This window comes from Micromonospora sp. WMMD956 (genome assembly GCF_029626125.1).
Taxonomy (GTDB): Bacteria; Actinomycetota; Actinomycetes; order Mycobacteriales; family Micromonosporaceae; genus Micromonospora; species Micromonospora carbonacea.
This window is the reverse complement of the sequence record NZ_JARUBI010000005.1, coordinates 5,019,838-5,043,140: the sequence shown is the minus strand read 5'-3', so window position 1 is coordinate 5,043,140 and position 23,303 is coordinate 5,019,838. Positions and strand designations below refer to the sequence as shown.

Annotated in this window: 16 protein-coding genes; 1 reads left to right on the top strand and 15 read right to left on the bottom strand. The window is 73.9% G+C overall.

From position 1 onward, the window contains the following. Nucleotides 1-21 precede the first annotated feature (21 nt). The 11 genes from O7628_RS22800 to O7628_RS22750 all read right to left on the bottom strand — a co-directional run bounded on the left by O7628_RS22800 (nt 22) and on the right by O7628_RS22750 (nt 16,643). A complete protein-coding gene (locus O7628_RS22800; protein WP_043962656.1) occupies nt 22-471 on the bottom strand; it encodes a Fur family transcriptional regulator in 450 nt (149 codons plus the stop codon). Between the two features lie 169 nt (nt 472-640). Continuing rightward, nucleotides 641-4,030, bottom strand: a complete 3,390-nt coding sequence (locus O7628_RS22795; RefSeq protein ID WP_278133493.1) for a CHAT domain-containing protein — start codon at nt 4,028-4,030, stop codon at nt 641-643. Next, nucleotides 4,027-4,179 carry a hypothetical protein gene (locus tag O7628_RS22790; RefSeq protein ID WP_278133490.1) on the bottom strand — a complete coding sequence of 51 codons (153 nt, stop codon included), beginning with the start codon at nt 4,177-4,179 and terminating at the stop codon, nt 4,027-4,029. Before O7628_RS22790 ends, O7628_RS22795 begins: the two co-directional genes overlap by 4 nt. A 66-nt stretch (nt 4,180-4,245) precedes the next feature. After that, complete coding sequence (locus tag O7628_RS22785) at nt 4,246-5,874, bottom strand: hypothetical protein (protein ID WP_278133488.1); 1,629 nt, start codon at nt 5,872-5,874, stop codon at nt 4,246-4,248. 3 nt (nt 5,875-5,877) lie between these two features. Next, nucleotides 5,878-8,322, bottom strand: coding sequence for a GTPase-associated protein 1-related protein (locus tag O7628_RS22780; protein ID WP_278133487.1), 2,445 nt, complete (start codon nt 8,320-8,322; stop codon nt 5,878-5,880). Continuing rightward, on the bottom strand, nt 8,319-9,533 hold the full coding sequence (locus tag O7628_RS22775; protein ID WP_278133485.1) for a hypothetical protein: 1,215 nt from the start codon (nt 9,531-9,533) through the stop codon (nt 8,319-8,321). The genes O7628_RS22780 and O7628_RS22775 overlap by 4 nt, the downstream gene beginning before the upstream one ends. 4 nt (nt 9,534-9,537) lie before the next feature. Further along, a complete protein-coding gene (locus O7628_RS22770; protein WP_278133483.1) occupies nt 9,538-12,234 on the bottom strand; it encodes a hypothetical protein in 2,697 nt (898 codons plus the stop codon). Between the two features lie 4 nt (nt 12,235-12,238). Next, a complete protein-coding gene (locus O7628_RS22765) occupies nt 12,239-13,912 on the bottom strand; it encodes an Hsp70 family protein (RefSeq protein WP_278133480.1) in 1,674 nt (557 codons plus the stop codon). Nucleotides 13,913-13,964: 52 nt separating this feature from the next. Beyond that, nucleotides 13,965-14,675, bottom strand: coding sequence for a nucleotide exchange factor GrpE (gene grpE / locus O7628_RS22760; RefSeq protein ID WP_278133478.1), 711 nt, complete (start codon nt 14,673-14,675; stop codon nt 13,965-13,967). Nucleotides 14,676-14,737: 62 nt separating this feature from the next. Next, nucleotides 14,738-16,315, bottom strand: a complete 1,578-nt coding sequence (locus O7628_RS22755; RefSeq protein ID WP_278133476.1) for a CATRA conflict system CASPASE/TPR repeat-associated protein — start codon at nt 16,313-16,315, stop codon at nt 14,738-14,740. Further along, nucleotides 16,293-16,643, bottom strand: coding sequence for a CATRA system-associated protein (locus O7628_RS22750; RefSeq protein WP_278133475.1), 351 nt, complete (start codon nt 16,641-16,643; stop codon nt 16,293-16,295). Before O7628_RS22750 ends, O7628_RS22755 begins: the two co-directional genes overlap by 23 nt. Before the next feature lie 183 nt (nt 16,644-16,826). On the opposite strand from O7628_RS22750, the gene O7628_RS22745 reads away from it, so the two are divergent. Then, on the top strand, nt 16,827-18,137 hold the full coding sequence (locus O7628_RS22745) for a macro domain-containing protein (protein WP_278133473.1): 1,311 nt from the start codon (nt 16,827-16,829) through the stop codon (nt 18,135-18,137). A gap of 85 nt (nt 18,138-18,222) precedes the next feature. Here O7628_RS22745 and O7628_RS22740 read toward each other — a convergent pair whose 3' ends face one another. The 4 genes from O7628_RS22740 to O7628_RS22725 form a co-directional block, all read right to left on the bottom strand. Then, nucleotides 18,223-20,079 carry a CATRA conflict system CASPASE/TPR repeat-associated protein gene (locus O7628_RS22740; protein WP_278133472.1) on the bottom strand — a complete coding sequence of 619 codons (1,857 nt, stop codon included), beginning with the start codon at nt 20,077-20,079 and terminating at the stop codon, nt 18,223-18,225. Continuing rightward, on the bottom strand, nt 20,057-20,422 hold the full coding sequence (locus O7628_RS22735) for a CATRA system-associated protein (RefSeq protein ID WP_278133470.1): 366 nt from the start codon (nt 20,420-20,422) through the stop codon (nt 20,057-20,059). The genes O7628_RS22740 and O7628_RS22735 overlap by 23 nt, the downstream gene beginning before the upstream one ends. Before the next feature lie 193 nt (nt 20,423-20,615). Beyond that, the gene (locus tag O7628_RS22730) at nt 20,616-21,731 is read right to left on the bottom strand and encodes a ricin-type beta-trefoil lectin domain protein (protein ID WP_178064037.1); all 1,116 of its coding nucleotides are present in this window, start codon (nt 21,729-21,731) and stop codon (nt 20,616-20,618) included. Between the two features lie 58 nt (nt 21,732-21,789). Next, nucleotides 21,790-23,004, bottom strand: coding sequence for a cellulose binding domain-containing protein (locus tag O7628_RS22725; protein ID WP_278136387.1), 1,215 nt, complete (start codon nt 23,002-23,004; stop codon nt 21,790-21,792). Nucleotides 23,005-23,303 lie beyond the last annotated feature (299 nt).

Here is a 23,303-nt window from a genome sequence, read left to right as displayed (position 1 = left end):
GTTTCCTTCCGGACTGGCTGGTCACTGGGCGGTGCGTTGGGTTGGCTGGGCGGTGCGTGCGGTCGCGCAACCGGGGCAGGTGCCCCAGTAGACGACCTCTGCCTCGTCGACGTCGAAACCGTGATCGTCGGAGGCGGTGAGGCAGGGTGCATGGCCGACGGCGCAGTCGACGTCGGCGATCGCGCCGCAGGAGCGGCACACGACGTGGTGGTGGTTGTCCCCCACCCGGCACTCGTAGCGGGCGGTCGCCCCGGCGGGCTGGATGCGCCGCACCAGGCCGGCGTCGGTGAGCGCCCGGAGCACGTCGTAGACCGCCTGGTGGGAGACCGTGGGCTGGTCGGCCCGGACCAGGGCGATCACCGTGTCGGTGTCGACGTGCGGGTGGTCGCGCAGCGCGGCGAGCACCGCCAACCGGGGCCGGGTCACGCGCAACGAGACCGCCCGGAGCTGGGTCTCGAAGTCGGGCGTCACCCCCCGAACCTAGCCCACTGTTCTGGAATCAATCAAGTTTTCTGCCGACCCAACCCGCGTATTTCGCCGCAGATCCATCCGCTGGCCACCCATCCCGCCTCGACGCCCCGCAGCGTCGCCGCCACGGGAGCCACCGCCCCCGGCCGCCACCGGGTCCGGTGCTGCCGGCTCAGCCCGACGTCGCCCCCAGGTGGATGAAGCCCGACCAGGCGAACGGCTTGGCCCAGCGCGGTCGCATGCTCAGCTCGCGCAGCTTCGGGGGCATGGTGCTGGGGGCGAGACGGTCAGGGTCCAGCATCCACAGCTGGGTGGCCCGCAGCGCGGCGGCCGGGGGCAGCCCCCGGTCGCGGAGAAAGTGATGGATCATGAACATGGCGAGCGAGGTGGCGTCGTCGTAGACGGCCCAGAGGCTACCGACCACCGACCGCGCGCCGGCCACCAGGAAGGCGGTGGCCAGGCTGAACACCTCGTCGTAGTCGGCGCCGGTGAGGCCGGTCTCGCAGGCGGCGAGCAGCACCAGGTCGACCAGCGCCGCCCGGTCCCGGCCCAGATCGAGCAGTTGCCCCGCGGTGAGGTGCTCGCCACCGGCCAGCTGGAGCCGCGACTCCCACGGCCGTTCCACCTCGACCGTGCCGTGACAGCCCAGGTGCAGCAGACGGAGCCGCCCGCCCGCCGGTTGGACCAGCCAGTCCCGCAGGCGGGCGACGGAGGCGTCCGGCCCCACGTTCAGCGGCAGACCCGGGTAGAAGGCGTCCCGGACCGCCCTCGCCTCCCGGCCGACACGTTCGTCCCCACCCGGTTCCCCGATCATCAGGGCATCGGTGACCCTACGGTGGTGACCACCGGCGACCGGCTCCGCGCCCTGACACAGCAGGCGGGCCGACGGGACGTAGGAGATCTCCAGATCCTGCACCGCGTAGCGGGGCACGCCCCGTTCGAAGCAGCGGGCGGCGTGCCAGGGCACCACCCCGAGCGGGCCCATCGGCACCAGACCGATCCGGGGCACCGGTCCGCCCCGCTGCCGGCGCAGGTGTCGCATCAGTGGGTCCATGGCGACCCGCCACGCCCAGTCGCAGAGCGAATCCAGATGGTCCCGCCAACGGACGGCCGCCTCGGCGCTTCGCTCCTCCGGCGCGCTCTGACGTTCCCGGAGCGCCCGCAGATAGTCCCGCAGTTCCCCGGCCCCGCTGCGCAGTTCCGCGCTGCGCAGCACCGCAACCGCACCCTCGGCCGGCACCAGCACCAGCAGCCCGCCCTGCCGGCCCGGTCCGGGGACGAGGTAGGCCAGCAGGTCGAGCCGCTGCGCACGCAGCGCGGTGCGGATCTCCGCCACGGACGGCGGATCGAGCAGGGCCACGGCGGCACCGGTCGGGACACCCGGCCGGCGGGACCTGGCCACGGCCTCACTCCCCGCCGGCTGCCGATCCGGCTCGATCCCGGTCAACGCCCGCAGCACCTGGTGCCGCAGGGCGTCCGGAACGATCCCCGCGTCCGGCGCGTCCGCACCCACGACAGCGGCCGCCGCGTCGGCCGCCCGGTCCGCCTCGCCCCATCGCCGGGCCAGGTCGCTCCGGCCGGCCGCCCGCAGCATCGCCGGCACCGACCGCGCGGCGGTGCTGGCGTAGAGCACCAGACCCCGCCCGGCGTCCAGGGCCCGGACCGCGTCGTCGAGGGCGCCGTCGTGGACGCACTGCACCGCCGTGTACACCGCCTCCGCGGCGGCCCGCGCCGCTGCGGTGACGGCGTGCTCGGTACGCGACTGCAACAGGGTCTGCCAGGCGTACCCGCGCAGCACGGCCAGTCCCAGCTCCCGGGACCGACGGTGGTCCGCGCCGAGACCCCCGGAACGCAGGCGCAGCGCCTCGGCCAGCCGCCGGACGGCACCGGGCCATCGGGCGGCGTAGGGCCCGCCGACGACGGCGAGCGCCCGCTCGCCCTGGCGCACCGCCTCGGCGGCGTCGGCGCGGCGTCGGGTGAGCCGGGCGAGGTCCAGCCGTATCTCGGCGAGCAGCTCCACGGCCGGCTCGATCACCAGGGTGCCGGCGGCGGGATCGTCGAGCAGCCGCTCCACCTCGACGGCCGCCTGCCGCAACACGGCGGGATCGCCCCGGTTGGCCCGCCAGCGGCCGGCCACCGATGACAGGACCATCATCTGGCCGAGAGCCGGCACGTCGAGCGTCGGGCCCGGGCCGGTGGCCGCCGCAGGTCCGGCCGGCCGGGTCGCGCCGCGATGGGCCGCCGGCCCGCCCGGTCCCGGCGCGGGGCGGGCCGGCGCGCCCCGGACCCCGAGGAACGACTCCATCATGTCAACCAGCAGCCGGCTCTGCTCGTCGCCGGGATCCTGCTCGGCCATCCGCCGGGCTTCGTCCAGGAGCCGGCGTTCCAGTTCGGGGCTCTGGCCGGCCCGGCGCAGGTCCGTCATCATGGCGCCGAGTCGACCGACGAACGGGTCGGCGCTGGCGGCCAGCGCCGCCTCGGCCCGGTGCAGGGCCGCCAGGTCACCGGAGCGGTGGGCGTCCAGCAGGACCAGAACCGGCAGCAGCTTCCCGGCCAGGCGGGAGACGTCCCGACCGAGTTCGCCGGATTCGTCGGTGACGCCCGCCTTAAGCAGCCGGTCCAGATCGTCCGCGCCGGCGTACGGGTCAGGCTCGCCCGGGACGACGCCCGAAGCGTCGAGCAACCGCTGCACCACCGCCAGGCCGAGCCGGACGGTCGCCGGCAGGTCCTTCGCCCGCCGGCCATGCTCGTGCAGCTGCCGCCACACCGACGGCGGGAACAGTGGACGCCGCTGCAACCAGAACGGGAGGGCCGCCAGCGCCAGCACGGCGGCCAGCCAGTCGCGCGGATCGGACGACTCGGCCGCCCGCCACGCCTGGTACGCCTCGGTGACCGCGGCCGGCCGGGACCCCACCACCGTCTGCCAGTCGGGGCCCGAGAGCATCAGAGTCAACCGCCGGAAGTGCAGCTCCAGGCCGACCTGCGGGTCGGCCCCGGCGGCCTCGGCCAGCCCGGCGTCGGCCAGCCGGATGCCGGCCTCCCGCAGCTCCGGCCGGCCAGCCTTGCTGTACAGCTCGCCGCAGAGCCGGGCCAGTGCCCCGGCGAACCACGACCGTTCGGCCGGCTCGATCAGCGTCATCGCCCGGTCGACCGCGGCCACCAGCGTGGGGCCCTGCGGCGGAGCGCCGGTCAGCACCAGCGCCCAGGCCAGCCGCGCGGCGCCGAGGGCGACCACCGGCTCCGGGGGCAGGGACCAGACCGGGCCGGCCAGCAGCTCCACCGCCGAGCGCAGGTCCTCCGGCTGGTCACCGTCGGCCAGGACGAGCCCGAGGTGGAGGGCGACCATGTCCCGCTCGGGTCCGGCGGGCAGCGCGGCGCAGGCGCTGCGGTGCCCGAGCAGCTCCGCGCGGAGTTCTGCGGCCTCGGCGTCGTCGTCGGCCAGGGCGACGTAGCGGTGGAACAGCTCGACCACGTCGGCCAGGAGAGTGGGCCCGGCCTGGGCCGGGCCGGTCGCGCCCGGCCCGGTGGTGCCCAGCGGGACGCCGGGGTCGTATCCGGTCACGGCGTGCCGGCCGACGTGTCGGCGGACTGCACCACCTCGGCGGCGAGCCAGACCGTGAGCGCCACCAGGGCGAGCAGGGTGAGGATCTGGACGACGATGAGCACGGCCCGGCCGCCGCGGTAGCCGGGTGGGATCGGTTCGGTGGACATGTCAGCTCCTTCAGTCGGTGCGGGCCGGGCCCTTGGTCGACGGGGGCCGGCCCGCGAGGGTCTCCGTCAGGTCAGCGCGATCCGTTCCCGGCGCAGCAGCCAGCCGATCGGGGCCAGGGCTCCCTGCCGGCCGGTGTCCTTCGCGTTGATGCAGAAGTAGCGGACCTCGGCGAAGTCGCGTTCGGCGGTGAGCAGCAGGTTCTCCATCTGCCGGTCGACCAGCCAGCAGCGCACCGCGGCCGGGTCGTCGTGGCCCGGCTCGATGCCGACGCCGACCGGCAGCTTGGCCAACAGGTCGCCCTTGGTCAGCACGAACGCGATCCGCTGCCGCTCGGTAGCCACCCCGTAACGACGCAGCCGGTTGACCGTGCCGTTGTAGGAGTCCTCGGCGTCGTGCCGGGACGCGTTGGCCTGCCGCTCGATCTCCGGGAACGAGGACAGCTGCTCGCCGACCTCCGGGATGGCGAACGGGTCGAGGACGAAGACCAGCGTGCGGGCGAAGTCCAGGTATCCGTACCCGGCGTTCTTGTTCGGGTCGGTCAGGTTCTCGCCCGCCGCGTCGAAGAGGTGCAGCAGAGCATCGCGTCCCCGGTGCCGCAGGAGCAGGGTGGTGGCGAAGGGCACCCAGTCGGTGCTGGTCTTGTGCACTGCGGCGGTCCCGTCGACGATCTGGACGCTCTGCCGGTAGGTCCGCTCGCTGTCGCGGTCGGCCAGTTCGACCACGGTGTCCCGGGTGCCGGAGAGCGCGGTGAGCCCGACCAGGGCGCTCGTCAACAGTTGGGTCTTGCCCGAGGAGGTCGCGCCGAAGACCGGGATCCGGACGTCGGTGATCGCCGCCGCCCCCCGGTGCAGCGGATGGCCGCAGAGCTGGCACAGGGCCGTCAACTGCTGGCTGGCCCGTCCCCGGGTGACCGGCAGCGCGGTGCCGCAGGCGCAGGTGCGCCGGAGCAGGCCGAGCCGGCCGGGGCGCAGCGCCCGGTGCAGGTCGCCGCCCTGCGGGTGCGTGCCGGGGCAGCGGTAGGCCGGCAGCCGGGAGACGTGGTAGCAGGCCGGGCAACTGGCGGCGGCGCGCAGCCGAAGCTGCCGGAGCCGCTCGTAGAGCCGCAGCAGCCCGGTGGTCACCACGCCGAGCAGCAGCATCACCATGGTGGCGAGCAGGTTGGCCGCCACGGCCAGCACGACTCCGAGCGTCATGCCGACCCCGATCCCGATCGCGCCGAAGATGGCGAAGAGGGGCCAGAGCAGCAGCAGCTTCTTGCGGTTGCTGACGTCGAGGCGTCGCCCGGTGAAGCGCATCAGCGGCAGCAGGTCCCGCACGACCCAGCGGACCGCCTCCCACTGGTCGATGAACACCTGGCCGACCCAGTAGCTGGGCCAGGCCGGGTCGACGGTGAGGTAGGGCCTGCGCTGCCGACGCCGGGCGGAGCGGGCCGCCTCCCGGTCCGGGGTGAACAGCGGCACCGGGCGTCGTCCCGCGAGCAACATGATCGTGCGTATGATCGCCCAGCCGGCCCCGCCGGCCATCAGCACGGGCACGGCCACGGCGGTGAACTGGAACAGCGCGAGGAAGAGCAACGGGAGGCAGAAGAACAGGTAGACGCCGACCGCCGCGAGGACCAGCAGCCACTTGACGGTCTCCCCGTCGAGAAGCGGACGGCGGTAGAAGGGGTCGTAGGGGTCGTAGTAGTAGCCCATCGGTCACCCTTTCCGATGCCAGAGTCGAGACAGCAAACCCGGTTTGCGGGCGTCGACGACCAGCTGCTGCCACCAGGTGGTCAGCCGTTGGCGGCGCAGCCCCGTCACGAGTTCCTCGGCGGCAGCTACCGGTCGCTCCTCCGCCCTGCTCAGCCAGCGCCGGACGCCCTGGGCCAACTGACGCCGGAGGTCGGCCTCCAGCTCCGGCGGCGCGCTGGGGTCGGCAGCCAGGGCGAAGGCGACCGCCACGTGCCACGGCTCCCCGGGCCGGCGGACCAGGACGAGCAGGCGCTGCGCGTAGGCCGCCGCCAGCTCCGGCAGCGCCGTCAGGTGCTCCAGCACCCCGGCCGGGTGGCGGTTCACCAGCAGCGCGGAGAGCAGCTCGGTGTCGTGGGTGCGGACCACGGCGCGGGGCAACGCGGTCAGCCGGGAGCGCAACCGCGCGTCGGCTCCCCGTGCCCGGGTCAGGGCGGCCGCCAGTTCCTCGACGGCCTGGTCGGCCTTCAGCAGCCCGACCAGCTCCGGATCCGGCGGCAACAGCCGCTGGCGCAGCAGCCGCTGCCCCAGCGTCAGGTCCTCGGTCGGCAGCCGTTGGGCGGTCAGCAGGCTCTCGCGCAGCCCGGCGACCGCCTCGGTCGGCAGCACGGTGCCCGGCGGCGCCTTCCGGGCCAGCAGCCCCAGCTCGTGCGGGTCCGCCGTCGCTCGCCGGAACAGGATCCGGGCCAGCCGTTCGACGGTCTCCGGCCGCCCCCGCTGCGCCGCGCCGACGAGGAAGTGGTCGACCAGCTCGTGCCGCTGCGTAACCGGAAGGTGCCGGACGGCGGCGGCCACCACCGCCTCGTCCAGCCGGCTGTCGATCGCCGTCAGCCCGGGCTCCAGCACCCGCCACCAGGCGTCGGCGATCGCGTCGGCCTGGTCCGGGTCGCGCCGCACCCGCTCGCGCAACACGTCGTTGCGGAGGTCGACCAGGGCCTCCCCGTCCGGCCAGCCGCCCGGGTCGTACCCGTGTTCGGGGTGCTCGGCCCAGTCGACGGCGAAGGCGTGGGCCGCCAGGCGTACGGCCGGCAGGGGCACCGTGAGGCCGCAGCGGCGGGCGGCGCGCAACAGCGCCTCGAAGGCCGCCGGCTCGGCCCGGCCCAGCTCCTCGGTCAGCAGTCGCTGCGCCGTGTGCTGGTGCGCGCCGGTCCAGATCCGCGGCGGCAGCGGGTCGAGCTGGGCGCTGGGCACCTGCCCGGTGTCGACGGCCCGGCGCAGCTCGGCGGCGATCAGGGCCTGCCGGACGGCGGCGACCCGGTCGGCGGCCCACAACGGGCTGCCCGGGTCGGCCCGGTTGCCGGTGTGGGCGATCTCGTCGAGCAGGGCCAGCGCCTCCGCCGGCCAGCGGGTCACCTCGGCGACGAGGGTGTCCAGCACCGGGCCGCCGTAGTCGCGTACCTGCCGGGTCGGGCCGCCGCGCAGCCAGCGGACCAGCGCTTCGGCCTCCTGCGGGGTCGGCGGCTGTCCCAGCACCGCCACGGCGGCCACCGCGACGGCCTGCTCGGACGGCAGCCCGGAGTCGGCGGCGACCTCGACGGCGTCGACCACGTCGTACGGGTCCGCGGTGAGGAAGAGGTCGGCCCAGCGGCGGGCCGTCGGCGTCGCCTCGACCGGGGTACGGATGTCGCGGGTCAGGTCCACCACCACGAAGCCTTGGTCGTTGTCGACGGCGGGGTGGGGGGTCTCCCACTCCGGATGCACGGCGAGCACCGATTGGTTGGCGTGCATCGGCCGGGTGGTGAAGACCTTGAAGCCGATCGTCAGCGCCACCCGCTGCGGCAGCAGCAGGGTGGCGGCCGTGATCCAGCCCAGCACCAGCGCCGGGTCGGGGCAGACGAAGAGCACCCGGGCGGCGTCGGGTCGGTCGAGCCGGCTCAGCACGGTGACCAGGTCGGCGAGCAGGTCGCGCCCACCCGGGGTGGTGCGGACCAGGTCCCGGGCCCGGGCGACGTCCAGCGGCCCCGGCTCCCAGTCCTCGCCGGGCGGCGGGCAGCTCGTGGTGGGGGCCGGCTGCCGGGTCCAGCAGGAGGCGCCGAACAGTTGGGCGGGACGCACCGGCCCGTAGGCGTCCGGGTCGGTGGTGAGCAGGGCGTGGGTGAGCTGGTTGCCCTCCCGGTTCCCGTTGGCCTCCCGGCCGAGATAACACCCGGCCGCCGTGGCGTAACGGTGGCCGTCGTGCACGTGGGCCAGGGACGGCGGGTAGCGGTCGGCGGGGCGGCGCTCCCCCATCCAGTTCGTCGGGGCCTCGTAGAGCAGGTTCCGCTCGACCAGGGCCATGTCCTGCTGGTCGGCCCCGGGGGAGCGGGCCTGGAACTGGAATCCGGCGGTGCCCTGCAAGCCTTGGTCGGGACGGCAGTCGGTGTAGACGAGGGCCTCGAAGCCGCTCGCCGGCGGCGGTGGGTCGGGGGTCATCGACGCCTCGCCTCACCACGCACCACGCCGAAGCGGCTCAGCAGCCACAGCAGCGGCTCGGCCGCCCGGAAGGGGCGTACCCCGCCCGGGTCCACCTTCTGGTTGACGTAGTCCGGCGGGGCGCCCAGCGCCGAGACCACGAAGTAGCGGAAGTTGGTGTAGTTGGTGCTCAGGTGGCTGTCGATCTCGTCCCCGCCGAACTCGTGCAGCAGCGCCCGGACCTGTTCGTGCGTGTCCCGGCCGGCGGTCTCGTCGTAGTGGGCGGTGGACTCGTCCGGCGTCTCGAAGAGCGGGTTGTCGCTGCCGAGCGCGTCGAAGAACGCATCGATCTTGGCGAACGCCACCGCCACCGGCAGGCGGATCGGCTTGTCGCCGGGGATGCTCCGGCTCTCCCGCAGCGTGTCGGTCACGTTACCGAGCACGGTGATGGCCGGTTCCCGTGTCCCTTCTCCCTTGGGAACGGTGATCCGGTCTGCCGCCTGCGACAGGGTGAACGGGTCCAGGAGCACGATCAGCGCGTCGGCGGCGTCGAGGTACCTCAGGGTCCGGGAGCGGCCCTGGCTGCTGAGGTCCTCGCCGGCGGTGTCGTAGAAGGAGAGGTAGGTGGTGCGGAAGCGCAGCCCGGTCAGGGTCCGCCGGCCGGCCTGCCGCCACTCGAAGACCAACGCCTCCTGCCGGCCGGCGTCGCCCGCCGCGGCGGTCCCCCCGAACAACTTTCTCCGCTGATAGACCTGATTGATGTTCCGCTCCAGCCATTGCAACGGCGACCCGGCACCGCCCTGGGCGTCACCGGTGAACCGCACGTCGGCGTGGAAGCGACGGCGCAGCGTGGTGCGTAGCTCGTTGGCGAGCACGGTCAGGTACACCGTCTTTCCGGTGTTCTTCGCGCCGATCATGGCGATCAGCGGGCTGCGGGACCGGTCGAAGCCGACCGGGAGGGGGGTGTGGCAGCGGGGGCAGACCCGGATGCCGGTCAGCGATCCGCAATCCGGACAACCAGCCCGGCGGGGAAAGGCCGGCAGCACCCGGTACCAGCCGGGGCGGAAGGAGGGCCGGACGGTGCCCTTGAACCCGGTCCCGGTCTTCCGCGCTTCGTCAACGATGGGCCGACATCCGGTGCGGTTCACCGAGCCACGGCCGTTGCACTGGTACCAGAGCCGTTTGGCGGGGATCCGGTGGTAGCAGTAGGGGCAGGAGGTCTTCCGACGCATCACGTCACACCTTCAACTGGTCGACCGGCGGATCCCGCAGGACCGCGCCGGAGGGGGGATCGACGAAACACCTGATCCAGTACGGCCGGGGCAGCTCCCCGGGCAGGTCGAACTCGAACCGCCGGGTCTGCCCGGCCCCGAACTCCACGTCGGAGACGCGCAGCAGCTCGCGGCCCTGGTCGGGCCGCACCGGCAGCACCGGCCCGGCCCGCGCCACCACGACCAGGTGCGCGACGGCGCAGTCCCGCTCGGCGGTGACCGCGAGCGCCCGGCGCGGGGAGAACCGGTTGCGCAGCCCCGCGAGCCGCTCGACGGTGTACGCGAGGCGGCCGGGGCGGCCCGGCACGTCGCAGCAGACCGCCGGGGACCGGGCCCGGCCCGCCGGTCCGATCGCGATGCCGACCACGCTGACCCGCGCGGGCCGGTCGTCGGCGGTCAGCCGGCAACCCTTCTCGTGCAGGTAGCGGCTCCTGCTGACCTGGAAGACCTCGTCCGGGCAGCCGTCGCGGGCGTGGGTCACCTCGGCGAGGCTCACCGTGTCCGGCCACACCCAGGAGATGTCCACCTGGTCGCCGGCGCGCCGCGCGCGCAGCCGCTCCACCGGCGCGGCCGTGCCCTGGGTGACCGGCCGCCCGACGATCGTCCCCTCGCCGCCGACGGCAAGCGGCAGGTAGACGTGGAAGCCCTGGGGCACGTCGGCTTCGAGCACGCGCCGGCCGTCGGCGTCGGCGGGAGCCCCGGTGACCTCGACGCCGTATCCGTCGAGCGCCGGCTCGTGGATCGTGGCACCGACCGGCCACGGCGGTGGGGCGTCGGCCCGGCGGATGCGGACCCGGACGCCGGGCTGGGGCAGCCAGGAGAGCCGGACCCGGACCTGGTTCCCCACCGCCCGGACCGGTTCGACGGTGAGCGACTCCACCGGGCGGGCCGGGGGCCGGGGCGCGGCGGTGACCACCACCATCGCCGAGGTGACCTCCCGGCCGGCCGGGTCCCGGTAGACCGCGACCAGGCTGTAGTGGTAGTCGCGTCCCTGCTGGACCGTGGTGTCGGTCAGCCCGGTCGGCTCGGCGCGCAGCGGCACGCCGTCGTCGGGGGAGCCGGGCCGTCGGGACTCGGTCCGGCGCACCCGCACCGCGACCGTCGCCGGGTGGGGACGCCAGGCGAGGGTGACCTCGTGCGGGGTCGCCAGCACCGTCACCTCACCCACCGGCGGGGTGAGCAGGGCGGTCGCGGTCGCCGCCCGGGACCAGGCACCCGACTCGCCCGCGGCGAAGACCGCGTAGCCGCAGCGGGCGCCGACCGGCGGCTCCGGGTCCGCCGCCGTCGGCTCGGTGGTCTCGGCGACCAGCGTCCCCGCCTGCGGGGTGGCGGGCGGGTCCCCGTCGCCGCGGACCACCCGGTAGCGCAGGTCGGTGCGTTCGGTGGCCGGCCGCGCCCAGCTCAGCACCGTCGGCGCGCCGGGATGCACCCGCAGGTCCTGCGGCGGCGGGGGGCGCAGCCGGCGCAGCCGGGCGGCGAGGGCGTCGTCGTCGGCGGCGACGGCCAGCGCCTGCCGCAGGAGCTGCTCCGCCGCCTCCTCCCGGTCGGCGGCCAGCGCCTGGTCGACCTGGTCCAGCAGTGCGACGACCCGCTGCTCGGCGGCGGCGATCTCCCGCCGCAGCGTCTCCCGGTCGGCGTGCTCGGCCGGCACGGCGGCCAGCCGCTGCGCGGCGGTGCGCAGCTCGCCCTGGCCGAGCAGCTCCCGTACCTGGTCGGCCGGGCTGACCGTGGCGGATACGGTGACCGGCATGCTGAGCACCAGCAGCTCGGCGTCCTCCGGGGTCAGGCCGAGATCGACGGCGGTGCGGACCAGCAGCCGGTCCGCCAGCCCGGCGGCCCGGCCCTGCCGCACCTGCTCGGCCACCTGGAACAGCGCGATGCCGGCCAGCGCGACGCCACGGTCGGCGGCGGTACGCAGCGCGACCAGCGCCGCCTTGCGGGCCCGCACCGCGGGCGAGTCGGCGGCGGCGTTCTCGGCGGCGCTGCGCGCCCGCACCACCTCGGCGGTCAGCGTCAGTTCGGGTCGGCCGGGCACGGCGAAGCCGGCGCAGAGCCGGAACGGTTCCCGCAGGTCGGGATGGAGCAGGTGCACGATGGTCGACGCCCCGGCGATGCCCAGGTTCTCGGTGAGGGTGCGGTACGCGGTCCGCTCCATCCCGCTGTCGGCGGGCAGCTCCACCGGCTCGACCACGACCAGCTTGGCCTGGCGGACCGCCTGGTCGAGCTGGTCGTGGTCGAAGGTGGCCTGATGGTGGGCGACGATGGCGGCGAGCTGCCCCGGGGTGACCCGGCCCGAGCCGCCGTAGGAGTCGCGCAGGTCACGGACCAGCCCGTCGAGGGCGCCCCGGGCACGCTGGCGGTACGCCGTCGCCTGCTGTTCCCACCAGGCCGGGTCGAGCATGGCGCTGCCGGCGGTGCGCTTGAGCTCCTCGTCGGCGGCGAGCAGCCGCTTGCACACCCCGGTCGCCGCCTGCGCGGCCGGCCCGCTGGCCTTCTGGTTCCAGTAGGTACGCACCTTCCGCAGCCGCTGTTCGAGGGCCGCCCGGTCCATCCCGGGCTCGACGGCGTAGCGCACCCGGAGGTCACCGTCGGGCAGCCGGCCCCGCCGCCCGCGCAACGGGCCGATCACCTCCCGGTCGTACCGGGCCGGGTCGAATTTCATCGGCTCAGGACCTCACCGAGATCGCCGACACCTTCGCCCGCAGTTGGGGGATCTCCTCCTCGGACAGGACGCTGACCCGGACGGCGATGGTCAGGTCCTTGCCGGAGGTGGGTTCGACGGCGTGCACGGTGAGCAGGCCGTTGTCGTCCACGGTCATGCTGATGTTGATCGGGGAGCCCTGCGGCAACGGCGGCAACCCGGTGATGGTGCCCGCGCCACGGTCGACCGCCTTGTTGGCGAACAGCTCGGCGCTCTCCACCGTGCCGGCCTGTTCGTAGACCTCGATCCTCAGTTCCTGCTGGTTGTCCACCACGGTGCCGCCCACCAGGGGGTGCGGCCCGGAGGGCAGCGGGTCGTCGGCGTGCACCAGGTGCGCGACGTAGGAGGCGGCTTCGGTGTCCTCCGCCCAGCCGGGCTTGTCGGTGTCGACCAGCTTCACCCCGAACGCCTTGGGCAGCACGGTGGTGATCCGCTTGTGGGAGACCGCCGCGATGGACTCGGCGCTGAGCCCGGTCAGGTTGGCCAGTTCGTTGACCCGCTCGGCCCGCTCCTCGGCGGTCGGGGCGGACTCGGCCGTCGGGTCGGCCGCCTGCCAGACCGCCCGGCTGAGCGCGTAGCGGGCCGCGCCCTTGGCCACCGCCAGGTCCGGGTCGTGCAGTTGCGGACGCCAGCCGTACGCCTCGGCGAGCCGGGCCGTCACGGCGGGCATCTTGGTCGAGCCGCCGACCAGCAGCACCTCGTCGACGAGCTGTCGCGGATCGCCGCCGAGCTTGTCGCGGAGCTTGTCCAGCGTGCGGTCGGTGATGGCGATGGTGTTGTCCAGCAGGTCCCGGGTGATCTCCTCGAAGGTCTCCCGGGTGATGGTGATCATCGCCGAGGCGCCGGCGAAGCGCAGCGGGACGGTGCGCGAGGTGGCCTGGGAGAGCTGCCGCTTGACCTGCTCGGCGGTGAGATAGAGGTCCTGCATGAACTGGGCGTCCTCGGCCGGTTCCTCGGCCGGCGCGGCCGCGGCGACGAACTCCTGGAGCAGGTGCTGGGCCAGCCGGTCGTCCCAGTCGGCGCCGCCGAGCTCCTGGTCGCCGTCGGTGCAGATCACCTCCACGGCGTCCGGGCCGACCCGGATCACGGTGGTGTCGAAGGTGCCGCCGCCCAGGTCGTAGACGAGCACGGTCCGCTCGGCGGCCCCGTCCATCAGGTCGTACTGCAACGCGGCGGCCACCGGTTCCGGCACGATGCCGAGGACGTCCAGCCCGGCCAGGATCCCGGCGTTGCGGGTGGCGTCGCGTTCCAGCATCCCGAAGTACGCCGGCACGGTGATCACCACCTGCCGCACCTCGCCCTGGGTGTACTCCTGGGCGTACTCGACGAGCCGGCGCAGGATCAACGCGGAGATCGACTCGGGGGTGTGCGTCTCGCCGAAGAACTCCCACTGCCGTTCCCGGCCCATCTGACGCTTGACCCGTTCGACGACGTGCGCGGGGTCGACCCGGGCCATGTTGCGCGCGTTCGCCCCGACCATCACGTTGTCGGCGCTCTCGAAGTAGACCACCGAGGGCATGGTGTCGCTCTCGCTGATGAGGTCCCGGATCACGGTCGGGCGGCCCGTCTCGTCGATGTAGGAGATCGCCGAGTAGGTGGTGCCCAGGTCGATGCCGAAGTAGGTGAGCTGCTCAGTCATCTCTGTCCTCTTTGTCCTCGAAGCCGTCGTGTGGGTGATTCGCTGGTCGACGTCAGTGCGCCGGGGCGGCCGGGCCACCCGGGGCCGGCGGCGGGGTGCGCACCGGCGTCGGGGTGGCGGACCGGCGGCACACGACGACCGAGGCGGGCAGGAGCACGCGGTCGGAGACGACGTCCCGGTAGCCGTCGGCGAGCGGCTCGGCCACCGTGCCGTCCCGTGCCGGGTCGTCCGTGCAGACCACCCGGGCCACCCGGTGGGATCCCGGTTCGAAGGGGGTCCCGGCCGTCGCGCGCAGCACCTGGACGCCGGCGCGTTCCAGGGTCAGCTCGATGCTGTAGGCGAAGCTGCCGAGCAGCTCCGCCACGGTCGGCACCGTCACGGGGTCGCGCAGGGTCGCCGCCTGCCGCAGCAGGTCGTTGCGGAGGCTCTGCAGGTCGGTGACGAGCGGCCGGGTCACCGACCGGTACTCGCCGGAGCGGAGCCGCAGGTTCTCCTCGTGCAGCCGGTCGATGACCCGTTCCCGGGCCGCCGCCCGTTCGTTCTGCCGGGCGAGCTCGTGCTGGATCGCGGCGAGCGCCGCGCCGATCTCCCACAACCGGTCGGCGGCGGACTCGCCCGGTTCCCCGTCGGGCAGTTCCTCCTGCACCGACCAGGTCTCCTCGTGCACCGGCCAGGTCTGCTCGTCGGCGGTCAGCCGGGCGTCCGGCCCGCCGTCGGCCGGTCCGTCCGCCGGGTCGTTGCTGTCGTAGGGGGCTCGCGTCATGGTCTCCACATCCGTCTCGGAGGTCTCGAGGTGGCCGGGCTGGGCGGGCGGCGGGTCGTCGGTCACGCCGTCGCGGACCGACGGCCGGTTTCGGCCCGTCGGCGTCGGTGGGCGCGGCGGGTCGTCAGGGCGAGCCAGGTCGTCAGGAACGCGCCGGGCACCAGCACGGCGGCCCAAGCCCAGCCCGTCGGAACGAGGTCGGCGAGCCAGGCCAGCCCCGCCCACAGGACGGTGGCGACCAGCGCGGCCAGGGCCAGGTGCTCGACGGGGGAGGTGCCGCCCCGGCGCGCCGAGGCCAGCCGGATGACGGCCAGGGGCAGGTAGAAGGCGACCGCGCCGAGGCCGACGACCACCGCCGGCTGGACCCGCAGCGGCAGCGGCACCTGGTAGCGCAGGGCCTGGATCGCGGTCAGCACCATCAGGACCGCGCCGACGAGTGCGGTCTGCGCCAGGGTGTAGCGCTCCCGCCGGGCGGCCTCCCAACGCCGCACCGAACGGTCGAGCAGCACGCCGACGCTGGTGGTGCGCGCCAGCGTCGCCCGCAGGTAGGTGAGGTCGTCGTCGAGCTGCCGGTCGAACCAGGTGGTCAGCGCGTGGTCGTCGGCGAACGGGCCGTCCCGGTGCGCACCGGTCGGTGACGGCACGAGAGTGGCCATGTTGGTGGCGGCGATCTGCACCGTGCGACGCAGGCCGCTCAGCTCGGCGACCGCGTCCAGCAGTCCGGCCTCGTCCGCGACCAGCCGGCCGAGGCCACGGGCGTACCGGTCCCACTGCGCCGGGTCGGGCTGGTCATCCTCGGCGGCCTCGTCCAGCAGCGGCAGCAGCCGGGCCAGCCGGGCGTCGACCTCGTGGGGCAGCGACCGGGCCTGCCCGGCGGCCCAGACCCGCAGCTCGTAGCGGGCCATCGCCGCGTACAGCAGGTACCGGGTCAGCGTCGCCGGTTCGGCCCGGCCGCTGCTCCAGGCCCATTCGCTGAGCTGCTCCCCGGCGCCTTTCGGCGCGACGACCACGAGCCGACGCAGCCGGCGGTCGTCCGGCAGCCCCGACGCCTCCCAGACCACGAACCCGCCGGGTGTCACGGCCACCCCCGGCGACGGCCGGTCGGCTCCGGGCGGCAGCCGCCGGCCCGACGCGCCCTGCGCCGGCCCGGACGGCCGGTCGGGTCCGTCCAGTTCGGCGCGCAGCGCCGCGTACGCCTGGGCGGTCGCGCTCGCGGAGCCCCACCGGGAACGCCGGTGCAGGGCCAGCCGGAGCCGCACCTCGCCCAGCACCGCCGGGTGCTCGCCGCCCCGGGCGCGCGCCCAGTCGGCCTCCAGCGCCGGCCAGCTCGTCGTCTGCCCGGGGGCCAGCACGACCGACAGGCAGAGCATGTCGTGCCGGCGGTAGGCGAACATCTCGTGGACGCCGCCGCCGCTGCGCCGGGCCGCCGCGACCGGGCCGTCACGGGGAGGCAGGTCGTCGACGTCGCCCGGCAGGTCGGTCGGCAGGTCGAGCGGGGTGGGCTCCACGATGGCCAGCAGTTCCTGGCAGCGCCGCCACACCTGGGCGAGATGGGCGTGACCGTGCGGGTGGTGCGGTCCGGTGAGCGGAACGAAGACGTGCGCCACCAGTTCGCGGTCAGTCAGCGGTGCGGCGCTCATCGACCCGCCCCCCGTCGTCCTTGCCCCGGCCGCGCCACTGGTCCGCCCGGTGGATGAGGATGGCCACCCGTTCGCGCAGCTGGTACGGTGCGGGCTGGCTCGGCTGGGTGCCCAACGGGGTGGCCCGCACGGCGAATGACGCCTCGATGAGGGCGGACTGCCGAGCGAGTTCGACCAGATCACCGCGGGACAACGCCCGATCGGCAGCGATTACCAGCAACTCGATCCGCTGCCAACCGGCCATTGGCAGGAATTGCTCCAGCAGATCGGTCAGAACCCCCTGGAGTTCGCATAGAATGTGCTCCTCGTCGACCTCTCGACCCGCCACCACCACACACCTTTCCGACCTGCCAGAACAGCCTTTCTTCAGCCACCTCAGCTGATCAGCGGCATCGCTTCCGCAACAAGTCCCGTACTGCTGAAAGTCGGCTTACCGACCGCTTCCGGTTTGCTTCCGGTGAACGCCTTCTCTACCGTGGTGGCCTGTCGAAAATGGCCGGGGAGGGCGCGGATGGCAGTTTGGGTGCGACTATTCGGGCGCACGACCATCGAACTCGACGGCGTCATCACGCCGCTTCCACCCACCACCGCGACCGTATTGATCCGGCTGTTGCTGGCGGCCGGCGAGCCGTTGACGGTCGACGAGTTGTTTCGCGATGTCTGGGCGCCCCCGAGCGGGCCGGTCGAGAGGCCGGGAAAGATATTCGTCCAGAAACGGATCCTCGAACTACGGAAGCTCCTCGACCCGCTCCGCCCCGGCGAGCGGTCCGAGATCCTGCGCACGGAGCGTGGCCGGACGTCCGCCTACCGCCTGGTCCTCGACCCGGACCAGGTCGACGTCTTCCGGTTCCGCCGGCTCGTCCACGGCTCGCACCACGCCGACCCGGCGACCGCGATCGACACCCTCAGCGACGCGCTCGGGCTCTGGTCCGGACGCCCGCTCTTCGACGCGGAGAGCTTCCCCTTCGCGCGACGGACCATCGAGCAGCTCAGGGAGGCCAGGGAGGCCGCCGAACGCGCCCTGCTGCGCGCCTACCGCGACGTCGGGATGTGGGACCGGGCGTTCGAGTTCGGGCAGGGCCTGCTGGCCGAGCGGCCCGACGACGCCGCCCTCGCCGAGCTGATGGACCGCATCCGGCGCGAGGCCCAGGCGCTGCCCCGCAACGTCGTCCAGCGCGTCTTCACCTCGCCGCGCACCACCGTGCGGATCCTGACCGGCGACCTGTTCGGTCAGGAGGACGCGCATCTCGTGGTCGGTTTCAGCGACACCTTCGACACCTCGACCACGGGCGACATCGTGATCAACAGCGACAGCGTGCAGGGGCAGTTGCTGCGACGCGAATACGGTGGCGACCGCGCTTGGCTGGATCGGGAGCTTCGGCGGGCGCTCGCCGACGCGCCGAAGGTGGCCACGGAGTCCCGGGCGGCCAAACGCCGGGGCAAGCTGATCCGCTATCCCGTCGGGACGGTGGCCGTGCTCCGCCAGCCCCGCCGACGGATCTTCGGCGTCGCGTACAGCCGGATGGGCAACGACCTCGTCGCCGAGTCCAGCCTCGCGGAGCTGCGGGTCAGCCTGGACCGGGTGTGGGACGCCGCCGAGCGGCACGGGCAGCTCGGCGTCCTCGCCATGCCGCTGATCGGCTCGGGTCTGGCCCGGCTCCCACCGGTCGGCCGGGAGGAGCTAATCAAGATCATCATCCGGTCCTACCTCGACCGGTCCCGGCAGCGGTCGTTCTGCCCGGAGTTGCGGATCGTGCTCCGGCCGGCCGACGTCAGCCAGGTCGACATCCTGGACGTGGCGGCCTTCCTCCGCCAACTGTGAGCCCGTGCCGGGCCGGAACGCCGGCCGGGCACCGTCGCGCGCCTGCCCGGCACGGGCCGGGCGGGCCTGTGCCGGCCGGCCCGGGTCACGACCGGGCGTGCCGGTGGTACGCCTCCAGCCCGGCGAAGCGCCCAGGGGCCAGCCAGTCCGATCCCGTGTCGTCCACCGCGCAGCCCGCCTGCCGCAGCCTGGAGGCGATCTTGCGCTGGCAGTCGGGGCTGTCGGTGAGCCGAATGAAGTTGAGCCCCCCGAGATCGGCCACCGGCCGGGTCTCCCCCACCTGGATCACCAGGGTCCGATCCGGATAGGTCGCCAACGCCATGCCCAGTTCCAGCAACACGTTGGGACGGGCCTGCAGGCCGGGCTGGGCCTCGGCGCTGGTGTCGGCGGGCAGCCTCAGATCCGGATGGAGGCTCACCTGGTCCTCGGGGGTCAGCAACACGACCGCCGCCTGCGCGTGGGTGACCCCCCAGCCCACCACGTCCCGCAGGTAGGGTGCGGTGCTTCCGGTCGCGGTGACCAGCGGCTCCCACTCCATCGGACGCAGGTCCAGCGCGCGGAGAAAGTCGAACATCCGGTCGCGGACCTGGTTGTCGCGGCCGTGCACGACGAAGACGCGGCGGGCCACCTCGGGGCGGATGGCCGGGCCGCCCCTCGTCGCGGGGGCGGCCTCCCGGCCGGCGTCGGCGTGCCGACCGTGCGCGCCACTGCCCGCCTCCTCGGTTGCCACGGCCGGAGAGACGGGGGCCACGACGGCCGGTGGCGTCGGCGGCCCGGCTGCGGCCTGCAACGCGAGGCCGATCTCGCCGACCCGACGCGCCCGCTCGGCGTCCACGGTCAGGTAGGCGTCGTCGTCGGCGAGTTGCTCCACGAACCACTCCGCCAGCGCGAGATCGTCGGCGAACGGACCGGGCCCGTCGGCGCGTCCTGCGCCGAGCCCCGGCACCCTGGTCATGTTCGCCGTCGCCACCTCCACCGTCCGGCGCATCTGCCGCAGCGCGGTGCTGGTCGACACCGCCGCCAGCTCCTCGGACCGGACCGCCGCCAGGTCGGCGCGGGCCGGCGGGCCGATCGGTGCCGCGCCGACCGTCGTCTCCGCGGCACCCAGCATCCGCCGCAGCTCGCCGGCCGCAGCCGCCCCGCCCGCCCGGCCCTGCGGGTCACGGTCCCGCCGCCACACCCGGAGCTGATAGTGGATCTTGGATGCGTGCAGCAGGTAGCGGGCCAGCGGCGGGAGCCGCACCCCGCCGTCCGACCAGAGCCAGGCGCTGAGCGGACCCTGGTCCCGCTCTCCGCCGACGACCAGGAAGCGCCGCCGGACGCGCCCGTCCTGCCTCGGTGTCGTCTCCCAGACCACCAGCCCGTCGCCGACCGGGACGCCGCGCGACGGCCATCCGTCGTCCTCCTGCTCGGGGGGCAGGAACCGCGCCAACTGGCGGCCGAGCCGCTCGATGCCGACCCCGTCCACCGGGACGACGCCCGCGACGACCGCCACGCAGAGCACCGCCTCACCCAGGGCCGCCCCGGACCGGCCCGCGGTGGCCAGTTGCCAGCGCCGGTCCAGGTCGGCCCACCAGAGCGCCGGCTCACCCGCCGCCGGATCGACGACGGCCCGGCCATCGGCGTCGACCACCCGCGGGGCCAGCGCCACCGACAGGCCGAGCACGTCGTGGCAGCGCCGCAGGATCGCCTGGTATCCGCTGTCGGGCAGTTCCTGCGCGGCGAGGGCGGCCTCCTCGGGCCCGCCCCGCCCCGCGGCCAGCACCGCCAGCAGGTGGGCCGGCAGGTGGGTGCCGGGGATCGGGGCGGTCATCCCGAAGGAGCGTCGGCAGGCGGCCCACAGCTCGCGCAACTCCTCGCCGGCGGCCTCGGCCAGTGGGCCGTCGACCGGGAGGAAGCGGTGCACGACGAGCTGTTGCTCAACGACGGGATGGTCGGTCACCGGCGGCCCCTCCGGCGTGGCCGCCGGACGGCGGCGACAGCTGGTGCACGAGGCGATTGAGTCGATCACGAATCGGCGGCGGGACGGGTTGCGGCGTCGACGCCGCGCCTATCCGCGTGATGCGCACTTCCCCGGCCACTTCCAGGGTGTCGATCGACCGACGCAGAGCGGCGGCGTCCCCGCCGGCGAGGGCCTTCTCCGCGTCGTCGACCAGGCGGCCCACTTCCTGCCATTTCCCGTCGGTGAGCCGCCAACCCTGCGCTTCCCGCAGAATCGAGACCAGATCTCTGATCGTTCGTGGGTCGAGGCGCGCGGCGGACGCCTCCCGCTCTGGGCGATCCATCACAGCCTGATCCTAGTTCCGCTCCGCAGTGTCCAAGAAGGGCAGTGCGGATCGGGAAATCGAATCGATCGGCCCGGAGGAATTGCCGTTGGACCGACGCCTCGACGGACTCACCGGGCGAGCGACCGGACGACCGACGTCGTCCGGCCCGCCGGGCGGGCGGCCCTCCCCCGAAGGCCGCCCGGCCGTCACGCTATCGGCGGCTCCACTGCTGGTTGGTCTGGCCGGTGCACGTCCACAGCACGAGCTTCGTGCCGTTGGCGGTGCCCAGGTTGTACGGGTCCAGGCAGAGGCCGGACTGCACGCCGGTGATGGTGCCGTTGGAGTTGACGTTCCACTGCTGGTTCGCCCCGCCGTGGCAGTCGTAGATCGTGACCAGGGTGCCCGGCGAGGTGCCGTAGCCGGCCGCGTCGAGGCACTTGTTGCCGTAGACGGTCAGCGCCTTGCCGGACGTGTACGTCCACTGCTGGTTGGCGCCGCCGTGGCAGTCCCACAGCTGCACCTGAGTGCCGTTGGTGGTGGTGGAGCCGGGGACGTCGACGCACCGCCCGGACAGGGTGCCCACGAGCGCGGTGCCCTGGCCGCTGCCGGTGCCCGGGTCGCCGATGCTGCCGGGCACCGACTGCAAGGCGGCGTACCAACGGGCGGCCATCTTGTCGTAGCCGCCGGCGGTGGGGTGGACGCCGTCGATCAGGTCGGCGGTGGTGAGGGCGCTCTGCATGTCGACCAGGCGCACCCGCTTGCCGGCATTCACCTTGCTCTGCACGATGCCGGGGATCGCCGCGTTGAAGGTGCGCGCGGCCGCCGCCTGGTTGCTGTTGGACAGCGTGATGATCTGCGCGACGAACACCTCGGCGGTGGGCACCGTGTTGGTGATCTTGTCGATCAGGCTGGAGAGCCGGTTCGGCGCGGTGCTCACGTTGTAGTTCTGGAGGATGTCGTTGGTGCCGATGTGCAGCAGGACGCTCTTCGGCCGCTGGGTGTTCAGCCAGCCGACGACGTTCGCGTCGATCTGGTCGATGCGCCAGCCGGGATGCCCCTGGTGGTCGTGGTCGCCCAGGCTCGCCGGCCCGTTGAACTGCGAGCCGACGAAGTCGACCGTGTAGCGGCCTGCGGCGAGGCGCTGCCAGAGGCCGATGCGGTAGCCGCCCGGCACCTGGGTGCCCTCGGTGATCGAGTCGCCCAGCGGCATCACCCGCACCCCGCCGTTGGACTCCGCGCTGGCCGGGCCAGCCGGGGCGGCCAGCACCCCGGCGACCGCCACCCCGAACGCGGCGAGCGCCGCGAGCCACCTTGCCCTCGTTCGCATGTGTTTCTCCCTGATCAAGACTTGTCGCTGGTCACGGGCTGGTGCAAGCTCGCCGCCGTCACGGGCTGGTGCAGGTCGGCGTCGGCGCGGGTGGTGCGCCGGAGCCGAGGAAGCCGAAGGTCGTCGAGCCGGCGGCGGCGAGCGACCCGTTGTAGGAGACGTTGCGGACGGTCGCGGTCGAACCGCTGGTGCTCAGGGTGCCGTTCCAGACCTGGCTGATGCTCTGCCCGCCGCTGAGGTCCAGGCGGACGGTCCACCCGTTGATGGCGGCGCTGCCGGCGGTCACGGTGACCTCGCCCTGGAAGCCGCCGGACCACGAGCCGACGGTGCGGTAGGTCGCCGTGCAGGCGCCGCCCGCGGGCGGCGGGGTGGTCGTCGGCGGCGGGCTCGTCGGCGGGCCCGTGGGCGGCGGCGTGGTGGTGGGCGGGGTGGTGGGCGGCGACGTCGGCAGGCCCGGCGGCACCAGCGGGCAGGTGGAGTTGTAGCGCGAGACGCCGGTGCTGTCGGCCAGCGGGCAGAGGAACTGCGTGTACCGCGTGTCGTTGTCCAGGAAGATCTTGAGCCAGGGGATCAGGATCCGCATCTCGGTGGGGTTCGGCCGGGTGAACGAGAGGTGGTCGTTGCCGGCCAGCTCCGCCCAGGCGTGCTCCACGGAGGCGGGCAGCGTGTTGTAGATGCCCTGCACGTACGACGGCGTGACCGTGCCGTCGTTCTGCCCGGAGATGAGCATCGTGGGCACCTTGGTGGTGGACATGTTCAGGCTGTTGCCGGGCGCGCCGGGCGCGAGGCCGACGGCGGTCTTCAGCGAGGGCCGGCGCAGCGCCGCCATGAGCGTCCCGGCCCCGCCCGCGGAGTGGCCCATGACGCTCAGCCGGTTGGGGTCGACCCGGTTGCGCACGGGGCTGGACTGGGTGAGGTAGTCCAGCGCCGCGAGCAGCTGGGTGGCGCGGGCGTCGGCCCCGTCGTTGCGGCTGTTGGTCTCGATGCCGAGCACCACGAACCCGAAGGACGCCAGCCAGGGCCCCATCCAGGCTTCCTCGTTGGCGAACAGCGCGGAATAGCCGGGGACGATCGCCACCGCGCCCCAGGTGCCGAGGCTGGTGTCGGTCGGGTAGTAGACGTACCCGCCGTTGAAGCCGTTGCCCGGCGGGACGGTCGCCTGCGTCGTGGCGAACGGGCCCCGGCTGGCGGCCACGCTGGCCAGGGTCGGGTCCGGCCCCCGCTGGTACGGGTTGTCGGCGGCCGACGCCGCGCGCGGCGCGGTCATCGCCATCGTCAGGCCGAGGACCAGCGCGAGCGCGGCCGTCAGCCACGGGACGATGCGCAGCCGGGGCGCGGATGGCGCGCGTCCCCTGACTTCCGGCAGCGAGGGCGCGTCTGCTGGCAGCTCCACTGGTTCCTCCTTCGATCAGGCAAGGCCCGGACCAGGTGGAGGGCGTGCCCGTCCAGGCCGCCCCTGGGACGATCTCCGGGTACGGGCATGGACCGCAGCCCCGTCCGACGTGTCGGGCGAGCTCGCGATGTTATCGCTCACATTACGTCCGTGATTCATGTCGGTCAATTAATCCGCAC

Bases quoted from the DNA above. Each gene is read 5' to 3' on its own strand.
- O7628_RS22790 (WP_278133490.1), bottom strand. From the start codon at position 4,179: ATGTCCACCGAACCGATCCCACCCGGCTACCGCGGCGGCCGGGCCGTG.
- O7628_RS22785 (WP_278133488.1), bottom strand. From the start codon at position 5,874: ATGGGCTACTACTACGACCCCTACGACCCCTTCTACCGCCGTCCGCTT.
- O7628_RS22780 (WP_278133487.1), bottom strand. From the start codon at position 8,322: ATGACCCCCGACCCACCGCCGCCGGCGAGCGGCTTCGAGGCCCTCGTC.
- O7628_RS22775 (WP_278133485.1), bottom strand. From the start codon at position 9,533: ATGCGTCGGAAGACCTCCTGCCCCTACTGCTACCACCGGATCCCCGCC.
- O7628_RS22770 (WP_278133483.1), bottom strand. From the start codon at position 12,234: ATGAAATTCGACCCGGCCCGGTACGACCGGGAGGTGATCGGCCCGTTG.
- O7628_RS22765 (WP_278133480.1), bottom strand. From the start codon at position 13,912: ATGACTGAGCAGCTCACCTACTTCGGCATCGACCTGGGCACCACCTAC.
- grpE (WP_278133478.1), bottom strand. From the start codon at position 14,675: ATGACGCGAGCCCCCTACGACAGCAACGACCCGGCGGACGGACCGGCC.
- O7628_RS22755 (WP_278133476.1), bottom strand. From the start codon at position 16,315: ATGAGCGCCGCACCGCTGACTGACCGCGAACTGGTGGCGCACGTCTTC.
- O7628_RS22745 (WP_278133473.1), top strand. From the start codon at position 16,827: ATGGCAGTTTGGGTGCGACTATTCGGGCGCACGACCATCGAACTCGAC.
- O7628_RS22735 (WP_278133470.1), bottom strand. From the start codon at position 20,422: ATGGATCGCCCAGAGCGGGAGGCGTCCGCCGCGCGCCTCGACCCACGA.
- O7628_RS22730 (WP_178064037.1), bottom strand. From the start codon at position 21,731: ATGCGAACGAGGGCAAGGTGGCTCGCGGCGCTCGCCGCGTTCGGGGTG.
- O7628_RS22725 (WP_278136387.1), bottom strand. From the start codon at position 23,004: ATGGCGATGACCGCGCCGCGCGCGGCGTCGGCCGCCGACAACCCGTAC.